This window comes from Psychrobacter sp. Sarcosine-3u-12 (assembly GCF_002836005.1).
Classification (GTDB): Bacteria; Pseudomonadota; Gammaproteobacteria; order Pseudomonadales; family Moraxellaceae; genus Psychrobacter; species Psychrobacter okhotskensis.
In genome coordinates, this window is record NZ_PJBY01000006.1 from 1 (window position 1) to 12,878 (window position 12,878).

Annotated in this window: 10 protein-coding genes; 5 read left to right on the forward strand and 5 right to left on the reverse strand. The window is 43.2% G+C overall.

Annotated elements, in window-relative coordinates; genetic code table 11:
- Positions 1-191 precede the first annotated feature (191 nt).
- The 5 genes from CXF65_RS00415 to pnuC all read right to left on the reverse strand — a co-directional run bounded on the left by CXF65_RS00415 (position 192) and on the right by pnuC (position 5,446).
- Positions 192-1,103 (reverse strand): DMT family transporter, encoded by a 912-nt coding sequence (locus CXF65_RS00415; protein WP_101210665.1) that lies wholly within the window; start codon positions 1,101-1,103, stop codon positions 192-194.
- A 651-nt stretch (positions 1,104-1,754) separates the two neighbouring features.
- Entirely contained in the window at positions 1,755-3,440 is a 1,686-nt protein-coding gene (creD, locus tag CXF65_RS00420) for a cell envelope integrity protein CreD (protein WP_101210658.1), read from the reverse strand.
- 178 nt (positions 3,441-3,618) lie between these two features.
- On the reverse strand, positions 3,619-4,143 hold the full coding sequence (locus CXF65_RS00425; RefSeq protein ID WP_101210666.1) for a TIGR00645 family protein: 525 nt from the start codon (positions 4,141-4,143) through the stop codon (positions 3,619-3,621).
- A gap of 63 nt (positions 4,144-4,206) precedes the next feature.
- The gene (locus tag CXF65_RS00430) at positions 4,207-4,791 is read right to left on the reverse strand and encodes an AAA family ATPase (protein ID WP_101210659.1); all 585 of its coding nucleotides are present in this window, start codon (positions 4,789-4,791) and stop codon (positions 4,207-4,209) included.
- A complete protein-coding gene (pnuC, locus tag CXF65_RS00435) occupies positions 4,742-5,446 on the reverse strand; it encodes a nicotinamide riboside transporter PnuC (RefSeq protein WP_025650801.1) in 705 nt (234 codons plus the stop codon). The genes CXF65_RS00430 and pnuC overlap by 50 nt, the downstream gene beginning before the upstream one ends.
- A gap of 292 nt (positions 5,447-5,738) precedes the next feature.
- Between pnuC and CXF65_RS00440 the strand changes: the two genes are divergently transcribed.
- From CXF65_RS00440 to dnaX, 5 genes are all read left to right on the forward strand, one after another.
- Entirely contained in the window at positions 5,739-6,884 is a 1,146-nt protein-coding gene (locus tag CXF65_RS00440; RefSeq protein WP_101210660.1) for a beta-ketoacyl-ACP synthase III, read from the forward strand.
- A gap of 244 nt (positions 6,885-7,128) precedes the next feature.
- Entirely contained in the window at positions 7,129-8,217 is a 1,089-nt protein-coding gene (gene prfA / locus CXF65_RS00445; protein WP_101210661.1) for a peptide chain release factor 1, read from the forward strand.
- A gap of 139 nt (positions 8,218-8,356) precedes the next feature.
- Positions 8,357-9,895: a lysine--tRNA ligase gene (gene lysS / locus CXF65_RS00450; RefSeq protein WP_101210662.1), complete on the forward strand. Its 1,539-nt coding sequence runs from the start codon at positions 8,357-8,359 to the stop codon at positions 9,893-9,895.
- Positions 9,896-10,114: 219 nt separating this feature from the next.
- Entirely contained in the window at positions 10,115-11,380 is a 1,266-nt protein-coding gene (locus tag CXF65_RS00455; RefSeq protein WP_101210663.1) for a hypothetical protein, read from the forward strand.
- A 102-nt stretch (positions 11,381-11,482) separates the two neighbouring features.
- On the forward strand, positions 11,483-12,878 hold a 1,396-nt coding region (gene dnaX / locus CXF65_RS00460), incomplete at its 3' end, for a DNA polymerase III subunit gamma/tau (RefSeq protein ID WP_101210664.1).

A 12,878-nucleotide genomic window follows, 5' to 3' on the forward strand; every position in this document is an offset into this window, starting at 1 on the left:
GTGTCCTCATTTTAAAAATGGTGATAAAAATGAGATAAATTGCAGTCAAACAAGGAAAATAGCGCAGATAATATCGGGATATTAACCAGCTATTTAACGATGTTTGGCAAAATTTAGCCATTTTTAGTCCGTTTAGATATTATCAATTGAATTGAGGACACGCCCTAAAACAGGTCGAAATTTTTTATGATCTAACTTACCGTCTTTGGCGTTTTTTTATTTAAAATAAATATTAAAACCGCACCCAAAATGACCGTGCTTGCTATGATAAAGTTTATGGTCAGTTGCTCCGATAAAAATACCACACCAAGTATGGCAGCCAATACCGGTACGCAGAGCTGTACTACTGCCGCCTGCGTACTTTTCAGTAAGGGCATTGCCATATACCAAACGCTGTAGCCCATGCCAGAAGCAATTGCGCCCGATGCGCAAGCCAATAAGATGCCCTCGATACTGATCGTTGCTAACGATATGTTTTTTAAATAAACCATGCTCATGATGAGTAGTAGCGGAATCGCAAATAGGCTCCTGAGAAAGTTAAAGCCCGTCGCTCGTAGCGGTGACACGCACGCTTTACCGCGTATACTATATATCCCCCATGCCACGCCACTGATGGCCATCAATGTCGCTGCCAATACTGACGGCACAGCCGCTGATGGCAACATGAGATAGACAAATCCTGCCACTGCCACTATAAAAGCCAGCCATTGTAAGGCACTTAATTGCTCTTTTTTATATATCCCCCAGCCAATCATGGTGAGCTGAACCGCTGAGAATAGAATCAGTGCGCCAGTTCCGGTATCAAGCTCAACATAGGCGATTGAAAAGCAAAGTGCATAAACCACCAAACTTATACTACTGAGCCAGCTACCTCTGTCGCTTAAAATGGCCTCGCTAGTGGGATGCTTAAGAGTTGCCTCGTTGCGTCGTAAATTATAGCTATAAACGCCCATAATAATGCTCAGACAGAGCGCACCGCTGAGCAGGCGAATGATGGTGAAGTTCCATGCATCTATATAACCTTCTGCTAACGCCATTCTACAAAAAAGAGAGTTTGCGGCAAATGCTATTAAAGCAATAATCGTATATAACGTGGCTTTCAAAATAATCCCTACAGTCGTTAAATTGGCTTTTTGAATAAATGGCAGTCGTAATGACAACGATAATAATAACGACAATGACTACGGCTTATCGCCTTAGCCTTATATCGTAATAACGATAGTATAGTGCAATACCAAAAAACCTGACTGACAAATTAAATGTAAACATACCCTATAAATAGATTCGATTGAAAAATGACGATGAAAGATGAGCTTATAGTGAACCGACTCTAATCAGGTGAATATAAAAAAGATACAGCGTGACTGATATAAACTTTTTATAGCCTCTGTCTGGGTAGGTACAGCAAGCAAGAAAAATTTGTAGCAGTCACGCATCATAATGTTGTGTGTCTATTTTATTTAATATCGACTAGGGTCTATTGAACATTCAAGTGTGGCACTGGCAGTGGCTATTTTTTAGACAATACGCAGTGAAATTTTTGACGCCTAGTCATTCTAGGTTAGACAATTTCGCTATGTATTGGCAAAAAATAGCCCTGCCCTGAAAGGCTGATACTAAAATCACCCCAAACGTTGTTGTAAACCTAGCTAAGGTCACGACATTATCGTCGGTTTACGCCTGATTTGATAAAAGGTTTGGGACGATTTTAGCGATCAGCAGTCCTAATATCTGAATGTTCAACAGACCCTATATTAAGCAATCTTATACCAGTCGATTTTACGGGTCATGACCATCACGCAGGCTAGCAATACAAAGCAGAAGATAGCACCCAATAACAGGTTTAGGTCTTCTGTGGTCAAAATACCATAAAAGGCGGCATACAGACTTCCCAATATAGCGGTAAATATGCCCGCTCGCTTGATACCATCTAATACATAATAAGTGTACCAACCAATCAATCCGACACAGGCGCTTGCAGCAACTGCATAGGCTTGCCAAAAGACGATTTGCTCGGCCAGCGGTAGCAACAAGACGTAAAAGCACAGCAGTGCACAACCGACCAATAAGTATTGGATAGGGTGAATACGGCTGGATTTGATCACCTCAAATAAGAAAAATGTACCGAACGACACCAAAATTAATAGCAGTGCGTACTTCATCGTGCGCTCTGTTTGTAAATACACGTCATTTGGCTCCGCGAAACTCACTCCAAAGCTACTTAAGCGCACATCTCGGTCGCTATTGGACACGATATTACCCTCTGCTGTGACAATGCCTTCTATTGCTGTGATAGCCTCATCATCTTGGTCAGCGCTATCGAGCACGGCGCTACTGGCTACCATACATTGGTTGTTGGCAGTGCTGACACACTTTGATAAATTTTGATTGTTAGCGACCGTTAGATATTGATTTTGCCATTTGGCCTCAAAGCCTTTTGAGGTGAATGTTTTAGCATTGGGCAAGGCTCTGCCAATAAAATTTGGGGCATGCCAATTGCTGCGCATAGATAGCTCAAAGTTTTGCCCCGTTGGCACGGTATTTAAGGTGCTAATACCTGAGAGAGGCAAGTCCACTACAATATCAAGCGCTTGATGACGACTATTATATGATTGCTGACCGTCTAAGTCTTGATGGTTTGGGTTTTGGCTAATAGGCGTTTGTATGTTAGAACTTTGCGTATTTAGTGGTTCGCTATTCAGATTTTCAGCCACAAGGTTTGTTTTTTCTTGCTGGCTTGCGCTCGTTGTGGTTAATCGATTCAAAACATCGTTGGGCAACGATACTTCAACATAGCTTAAGCCATTAAGCATGGCACTCTGCGGATAGGTTGCTTTGATGGCTTGCTTGTCGATCGTTACTGTTGGTAAGGTTGCCACACCGCGCAAATCAGAAACTGGAATAATCAACTTAGCGTCATTCCAGTGTATATCGGTCTTTTCTGTTTTTGTGTTGCCATTGCCATTGGTACTATTGTTAGCTGTGCTAAGGGTTTTTGAGTCGTTACTCACCGACTGGTTATCTGCTATTAAGCGTTGTAGGGTTTGATTTATGGTATAACTTTGATCGAATTTTAACGCGCCGTTATAGCTAGTGGCATGATAAATCCCTCGTCGATAGGTGTCCGTACTGACTTCAAGGTCTTGAGTGGCGCTAGTTTTATTAGCAAAGACCGTTAGCGTCGATGAATAAGCGGATTTGCATTTAGCGGCATCGGTATCGCCTACTATTGAGCATTCTGGCGTTATGGTGGTTGGAATAATGATGAAAGGGGTAATGACTTCTTGCGGATTGACGTGCTGCTGGGCGATTTCCTTCACCACTGATTGTGCATAATATTGTCGTTCAGCGATGACAGTGCGAAACATCATGAGCCCGACGACAAAAATAATGCAGAGCCCCACGATGATAGTCAATTTGGTGAATAGTGTTTTTTGCATAAGAGTGCCTCATATGAATCTTTATTCCAAAACTGTGCATATAACAGTCAGTAGGTTCAAAGAAGATCATAGAGGAGAGATAAAGAAAAAATATGTAAGAACGATGGAGAGTGTGTGGAAAAAATAAGCCTTAGTGTTTTCTGATATCAGTATTTTCTGATATCAGTGCTTTCTGGCATCAGTGTTTTTTAGTATCACCAACCACTTTATCCATAATAGCAAACAATAAGCCAGACACTACGAAAGTCATATGAATGATGACTTTCCACATGAGCTTGTCCGCTTCACCATTACTCAATTCATTAGGAATGTCCATAAATGATTTTAAAAGATCAATTGCAGAAATAGCGACGATGGCACCAATGACTTTTAGTTTTAGACCAGAAAAATCTACTTTACCCATCCAACTAGGTCGATCAACGTGATCACCAGTGTCAATTTTTGAGACAAATATCTCATAACCACTAAATATGATAATTAATAATAAGCTGGCTACTAAGGAGAGGTCGACTAATACTAATATATTAACAATGACGTCTGATACAGAAGCACTAAATACAGTATTAAACATCATGATTGTTTTTTGAATGAATTTTATAAATAATAAGACAATCCCTAAGATCAGCCCTAAATAAAAAGGCGCTAATATCCAGCGGCTGTTAAAGATGGTTTTTTCTAGGTAAGGTTCAAGGTTTTTTAGCATCGACATCTCTTAATATTCCTAAAGGTTGTAGGTCATTTATTTATAACGTGGGATAGGATGGATTTAAGAAAGCCATTTGAGCACTTGTTGTACGCGCTCGTCTCTAGCACCACCTATGCGATGAAACGGCTTTTGGTGACGAGTCAGCTGACTTTCAAAATAAGCACTGATTTCGTCGCGCTGATGCGGGCTATCGCGCAAATCATCAGCGACCCACGGGATATCAACTTCGGTTAATAAAATCAAGTCATAATGATGTATTAACGCCGCATTGGTGAGCGCTTTAGGGCAGTCGCCATAATACCAATTGGCGTAAACCATCAGCTCAAATAGACTGGTATCACAGAATAAGTAGCGCGCTCTATCCGGCATTTGAGCGGCTTGTTCAGCGAGTTCATTTTCTAGTTTTATTTGACCCTGCGCAATGGGGAGTAAGTCGTCCCAAGTACAGGTCAGTTGCTCCTTATCCCATTTCGCTTGTAGATAGGTGCGCATGTATTCTGCTACCCAAGGGCAGCCAAAATGCGCTGCCAAGTCGCGACATAGCGTGGTCTTACCAGTGCTCTCTGCCCCTAGAATAGCGACATTGATGACCGATTTAGGCGTATGCTGCTTTAGGTTGCAAGCGGTAACGTCGTTGCCATTCATAGTAAGCCCAAATTGCGATAAGTGTGAAGACTACGTATTGTAGTGCGGTGAAGGTCAATCCTTTGTAAAAGTACAGCGGCACAGAAATAGCATCGGCGACGATCCACAGTAGCCAATGCTCAATTTTGCGCCGTGCCATCAGCCACATCGCCATCAAAAACAGCGCGGTGGTCAGCATATCGGTATAGTCCACCCAAGTAAATAAGTGCACTCCAAGTACAGCACCATCGAAACTAAACCCATTATTAATCACTGGTCGGAAGTAATAAACCAAGGCAACGAAAGCGATCGTGCCTGCTGCTAAGGCTGATAGAGTAGGAATGTCATCGGAATGTAGATGTTCTATTTGGACATTGTCTACTTGCTGAACCTCACTATGGTGAGATTTTTTATTCTTTGACCAATTAATCCAGCCATATAGACTCATAACCGTATAATACGCATTGATAAACATGTCACCGAATAGCTGCCATTTCCACAGTAGATAGACAAAAATGGCAGTGCTGACCAGCCCGATGGGAAAGACAAGGATATTGGTTTTGCTGGCAAGTAACACACTGGCCACGCCAAAGATGACCGCGATTAATTCGAGCGCTATAAATACGGTAGGGTAATCGGCATATTGCCCAAATAACCAGTTAAGAAGTTCAACCATTAATATTCCAAATATGAGCTTTTATAAGTATCTGTCATGGATTTTACGAGAGTATGTGCCATTGATTATAGCGTAGCTGTCTTAAGTAACTGACTCGAAATAAAGACAGCTTTTGTTAAATCTTAGCAAGAAACGGATTATTTGTAACAAAGTATTAGAAAAATTAAAATATTCAGGCATAATAAAGGCACTGATTTTAAGTTTACAATTATTCACTGAAAATGAACGATTGTTATTTTCTCCATTTTTATGCTTATTCCAAGCCCTATAGTAGTAGACAAGGAAGCTTATCATGACGACTTGTATCACAGGCACCGGCCTATATATTCCCCCTTATAGCATCAGCAACGAAGAGCTGGTGGCGTCTTTTAACCAGTATGTTGATAATTATAATGCAAAGCATGCTGATGACATAGCAGCAGGCACGGTGACTGCACTTGAGCCCTCATCGGCCGCTTTTATCGAAAAAGTCTCTGGCATCAAATCTCGTTATGTCATGGAAAAAGACGGTATCTTAAACCCAGAAATCATGGCGCCCGTGATTCCTTATCGTCATTTAGGCGAAGAGCTGTCAATTATGGCTGAGATGGGTGCTGCGGCGCTCAAAGATGCCCTTGCTGATGCTGGACTTGAGGCCAATGATTTAGACGGTATCATCCTTGCCTGTTCAAACTTCCAACGTACCTATCCAGCAGTCGCTATCGAGATTCAAAAAGAAATCGGCATGATTGGCGGATTTGCTTATGATATGAACGTCGCTTGTAGTGCCGCGACTTTTGGCTTATCGCAAGCGCATGGCTCTATCGTCTCTGGGCTTGCCAAGCGCATTGCGGTGGTCAACGTTGAGATTACTTCAGCGCATCTTAACTGGCGCAATCGTGATAGCCACTTTATCTTTGGTGATGTGGCAACCGCTTCTATCGTTGAAGAGCTTGAGACGCCAAAAGGTTATGAGATCATCAACTCGAAGTTGTTTACCGAGTTTTCAACCAATATCAAAAACGAATATGGTTTTATGGATCGCTCAGAGTTTTTGGCGGCGCAGACTGAGATGTATCCAGACATTAAAGAGCCTGTTACCGACAAGCTATTCTTACAAAATGGTCGAAAAGTGTTCCGTGAAGTCTGTCCAAAGGTTTCAGAAGTCATCACTGAGCATTTGCAAGAAAACGATATCGAAACGTCTGATGTTAAAATGATGTGGCTGCACCAAGCCAACGCCAATATGTTGGATTTAATCCTACGTACTGTGATTGGTAAAGAAGCAGATAAAGCGATTGTGCCAAGTGTCATTGCTGAATTTGCTAACACCAGTTCAGCCAGTCCGATGATTGTTTTCCATCGCTATAAAGATGAGCTGGCATCAGGTGATTTGGGTGTTATCTGTTCATTTGGTGCTGGTTACTCTATCGGTTCAGTGTTGGTGCGTAAGGTTTAATTTTTTAAGCCTTAAGTCTTAATTATTGTTTAAATAGCCAAGAATATTCTTGGCTATTTTTTTTTACTTAAATTTTAAGCAAAGCTTATGCTGTATTCAAATCATCAGAAAAAAGTGTCGATATGACACAAGTAGCAGAAAAGTTTGTCCATATATCGACAAGAATGCCTAGAGGTTTTAATTTACCCCAAAAAATTTGCTATAATCACGGTCTTATTTCAATTATTCAATTAAAAGTCCTTTTATGAAAGAATCCTTACGCCTGCGTTTAGACCAGATGGTAGACCGTTATGAAGAGGTCACCGCTTTATTATCAGATCCAAGTGTCATCAGTGATAATAATAAATTCCGTGAATTGTCCGTTGAGCACAGTGACTTGATGGATATCACTACTTTATGGCAGAACTATGTGCGTGCAGAGACGGATCAGACTGAAGCAGAGGCTATGCTAGCCGATGCGACAGATCCTGACATGAAAGAGATGATGCAAGAAGAAATTGATAGCGCGCGTGATACCATTGTCGAGATGGAGGAAGCGCTCAACGTCATGATGCTACCAAAAGATCCCAATGATAAAGTGCCAGCTTTCTTAGAGATTCGTGCTGGGACAGGTGGTGATGAAGCGGCGATTTTCTCCGGTGATTTGTTTCGTATGTATCAAAAGTACGCGCAGACTCAAGGCTGGACAATGGAAGTGCTGTCAGCCAATGAAGGCGAGCATGGCGGCTATAAAGAAATCATTACTCGTGTGTCCGGCAACAGCGTCTATGGTCGTCTAAAGTTTGAGTCTGGTGTACACCGTGTGCAGCGTGTTCCTGAAACGGAAAGTCAAGGTCGCGTGCATACCTCAGCCTGTACCGTTGCAGTTATGCCGGAAGTTGAGATTGATGACACCGTTGATTTAAATCCAGCAGACATTCGTTTTGACACCTTTCGCTCAAGCGGTGCCGGTGGTCAGCACGTTAACACCACGGATTCAGCTGTACGCTTAACACACATTCCGACCGGTACCGTGGTAGAGTGTCAACAAGAACGTAGCCAACACAAAAACCGTGCGCAAGCGATGAAAATGCTGATCTCAAAAATCCAGCAAGTCAAGGTGCAAGCGCAGGTTGATGCGGCAGACACCATCCGTCGTGACTTGGTCGGTAGTGGCGATCGCTCAGAGCGCATTCGCACTTATAACTTCCCGCAAGGTCGTATGACCGATCATCGTATTAACCTAACGTTATACAAGCTTGATGCCATTATGGAAGGTGATTTGGATGAGATTCTTGATGCATTGTTACGCGAGCATCAGGCGGACTTGATGGCCAGTATCGGTGCGGACTAAAGCCATTGGTTTATAAAAGCGAGACACTGTCCACCTGACAGTGTCTGTTTGTCTATAGCTGACTATGATGATAATAAGTATAGATTCAATTCACCGTTTTCGTTTGTTCCTTTAATTACCTAATAATTTTGAGAGTGTTATGTCAAATCCCAACAATAAAAATCAGAATCAAGAGCAAGCCCCAGAAGATGCTAACGAACTTATCGCCCAGCTACAAGCCAAGCTAGACGATATCACTGCTTCAGGCAAACAGCCGTATCCAAATACGTTCAAACGCACCGATTATGCGCAAGATTTGCAAACAGCTTTTGATGGCATCTCAAAGCAAGAAATTGAAGAAAAAGCGGCGAATGGCGAAAAAACACAGGTCAACGTAGCAGGTCGAGTCATGCTCAACCGTGGCTCGTTCATTGTCATCCAAGATATGAGCGGCCGTATTCAGCTATATGTCGCACGTAAAGAGCTCGATGATGAGACGCGTGCGAGCATAAAGTCGCTAGATTTGGGTGACATCGTAGGTGTATCAGGCTATATCGGTCGCTCAGGTAAAGGCGATCTATACGTGCATATCGAAGAGATCAGTCTACTAACCAAATCATTACGTCCAATGCCAAATAAATTCCATGGTTTGGCAGATGTGGAAGCCCGTTATCGCAATCGTCATCTTGATTTGATGACCAATGAGACAACTCGCGATACCTTTATGATTCGCAGTCAGGTTGTCAGCGGTATTCGTAAATTCATGCTGAATGAGCGCTTCATGGAAGTTGAGACGCCGATGATGCATCCTATCCCAGGTGGTGCGGTGGCACGTCCGTTTGTGACGCATCATAACGCTCTAGATATGCCTTTATATCTGCGTATCGCGCCTGAGCTTTACTTGAAGCGCTTAGTCGTTGGTGGTTTTGAAAGAGTGTTCGAGATTAACCGCAGCTTCCGTAACGAAGGCGTATCAACTCGCCATAATCCTGAATTTACCATGATTGAGTTTTATCAAGCGTATGCTGATTATCATGACTTGATGGATTTGACCGAACGCTTATTTAATGAATTGGCGATGGATATTTTGGGCACAACTGAGATTACTTATCAAGAAGAAGACATTAGTCTAAAAGCGCCTTTTGAGCGTTTATCGATGTCTGATGCGATTGCCAAATATGCCGAAAACTTCGACATGGCCCATATCAATGACCGTGAGTATCTAGCAGAGTACGCCTCGACCACCCTTAAACAGCAAGTAAAAGAGGGCTTTGGTGTGGGTAAATTGCAAACGATTATCTTTGAAGAGACCGCTGAGCATCAATTGCGTCAGCCAACCTTTATCACTGAATATCCTGCAGAGACGTCGCCATTGGCACGCCGTAGCGATGATAACCCTGAGATTACTGACCGCTTTGAGCTATTCATCGGTGGTCGTGAATTGGCCAATGGTTTTAGTGAGCTGAATGACCCTGCCGATCAGGCAGAACGTTTCCGTGGTCAAGTCGCTGAAAAAGACGCTGGTGATGATGAAGCGATGCATTTTGATGAAGACTATATCGAAGCTTTATCTTATGGCTTACCACCGACAGCAGGCGAGGGCATTGGTATTGATCGCTTAGTGATGCTATTTACGGACTCAGCAAGCATTCGTGATGTGATTTTATTCCCACATATGCGTCGCAAGCTTGACAACTAGACTAGAGTCTACTTACTATGAAATATAGTCACTCCTATCTAATTTAGATAGGGTATCAGGCTCGCTTAGTCTACTACTTGTCGTACTTTACTCGCCTTCCTTGTATCTAAATTATATTGAACTGGCTATCACACTGTTACTGAACTGAGTATAAAGCGAGTTTTGCAACGTTGGTGGCAGACACTCAGTTATTTATGAGCACTCATCTATAGGGATATTATGGACACTCAGCACGCACCGCTCTCAGTTTGGCAGCAGATGATTCAGCAAAGCTTCTTATCTTTGTATGACGTATCAGAGGACAATAGCAATCATCCCGAGCATGCCTTTCAGGGTTATGACTTTGTTTGTGAATTTTCTGGTGCGACGGTTTACCTTATCGTTAATGATGTGGTGATACAGGCTAACCAGCAAGAGATTGATAGTACACAGGTGCGTGAGTGGAGAAAGGAAGTTGTCAACCAATTAATCAAGCGTCATGCCCAGCTTTATCTAAAAAATGACAAGGTACTGGCTGACGTAAACGCGTCGGCATCGGACAAGGCAATTTATTTTATTGGTTTGACGTCACTCGCCATCAAGCATGAAGGCGATAACCCAGAGTCGCAGCCCTATACCGTCAATTACGAATATGGCAGTCAGTTCTTTGCTGAAGACTGTGTGCTAGACTTGGACGATGAGCAGAGTGTCTTACAAGTATTTAGCCATCAAAACTTTGTCGACATTCTTAATCAGTTGGTGACTCCAAGTGATCTCAGTGCTTATTTGGATTTTCACCGCCGCAAGCTTGCTGGCTTTGAGACGTTTCAAGACGAGTCAACGTTACTTGCCCAGTTCTTACAGTCACCTGATTTTCATCAAAGAGCCGTTGAGGTGCAAGAGCAGTTGGTTGCTCACCAGTTAATAGACCAAGTGGAACCTCGCTTGCTTAAAGCTGCAGAACCTGACCAAACTGCTTTTGCTAATGCGTTGATGCTAGAGATTCAAAAGAATACTCGCATGTGGTATAAGCTCTTTAATCGCTTGATTCAGCAGTATTATGAGGCGGGGACGCCACTGCCAAAAGAGCAGGTCGATGTGTTAGTTGATGAGTCGATGTATACCTATGCGTGTTTAATAGAAAAAATATTGGCACATAGAACGATTGATCAAAATTCACGATGGAATGGTTATGTTCGTCATGAGCATTCTTATCATGTATTTGGTCGCCATTATCTGATGGTGTTCTATGGACAAGATGAAAATAGTGCATTGAGTGCAGACAAAGTTCGCGCATCGCATCAGGATTTATTGTTTGAGCTTAATTCACAAATGCAGCAGCCGGTAATGGATGATTTGTTTTTAATTGGCGTAGAAGTTAGGCCGTGCGAGGACAGCGTCAATACCGAGGTGTACATTGACACTTTTCATCAGAATGGCTCGGCTATCGATGCAAACACGCAGCGCTTATACGAGCAGTTGGCTGAGTTGCGATCGCAGTCATAGACTTTCCTTACTATAGATCGCTGCTTTGATGCTTTACCTATATTTATACTTTTTTACATATTCGTACTTTTTACATTGGCAGTTACTATATTGGCAGTTACTATGACGCAGCAATATCAAGTTTTAGCTCGCAAATACCGCCCAAAAAACTTCCATGAGTTGATTGGGCAAACGCACGTCTCGCAAGCATTGATAAATGCCATTGATTACAATCGTCTGCATCATGCCTATCTGTTTACGGGTACGCGCGGTGTCGGTAAGACGACGATTGCCCGTATATTATCCAAGTGCCTGAATTGTGATACTGGGGTGACCAGTACGCCATGTGGCGTTTGTGATAATTGCGTTGCCATCGATCAAGGTCGTTTTATTGATCTGATCGAAATTGATGCGGCCTCTCGCACCAAAGTGGAAGACACCCGTGAGCTGCTAGATAATGTGCCTTATGCACCAAGCCAAGGACGTTACAAAGTTTACCTGATTGATGAGGTGCATATGCTGTCCACGCATAGCTTCAATGCATTACTCAAAACCTTGGAAGAGCCGCCTGAACATGTGAAGTTCTTGCTCGCGACCACTGATCCACAAAAACTGCCTATTACTATTATCTCGCGCTGTTTACAGTTTGTTCTACGCCCGTTGCCGCAAACGTTGCTGAGTGAGCATTTGGCAAATGTCCTTACCCAAGAGCAAGTAGCCTATACCCAGCCAGCACTTTGGCAATTGGCCAGTGCTGCAAAAGGCTCGGTACGTGATGCTTTATCCCTAACCGATCAAGCCATTGCTTTTGGCCAAGGTGCGCTTGATGATGTCACGGTCAATGCCATGCTCGGTTTGATTGATGCCGCTGACTTGGTGCGGCTCATCACTGATATCTATAATCATGACAAGTCTGCCGTCGCCGCTCATATTGAGCAGATGCGTGCGCAAATGGTTGATGCGACGAGTATGTTTGATGGGCTGGCAGAGCTATTACATCAGTTGGCATTGACCCAGCTACTGCCCGAAGTCGCTCTCAATGTCAATGAGGCGCAAGCCCAAGATATTAATGCGCTGGCACAGCATATCAGTCCTGAGGTATTGCAGCTGTATTACGAAATCGTTGTGCAAGCGCGTGAAGGCGTGAAACTTGCCAGTACACCGATGCAAGCGCTGGAGATGTGTATCTTACGTCTGTTGGCCTTTCGTCCATTACCAATATACGAAATACTAAACCCTACTTATGATGACTCCGTGTCATCTGAAGTACCCGCCATAGAAAATACATCTTCTACGCAGGCGACCATTACCCATTCAGCTTCGATGCCGCCGTTACAGCCTTATGATATCGACTATCAAGAGCAGGTCAGTATTGAGCAGCCAAACGCTAGTTTTGACAGTAATGAAGTCAGTGTTGATCCAACTCATGAATCAGCACACACGTTGGATGTGTTGGATAGTAGCGCAAATGCTGAACCCGTTGTTGAGCCTGAACCCGTTGTTGAGCCTGAACCCGTTG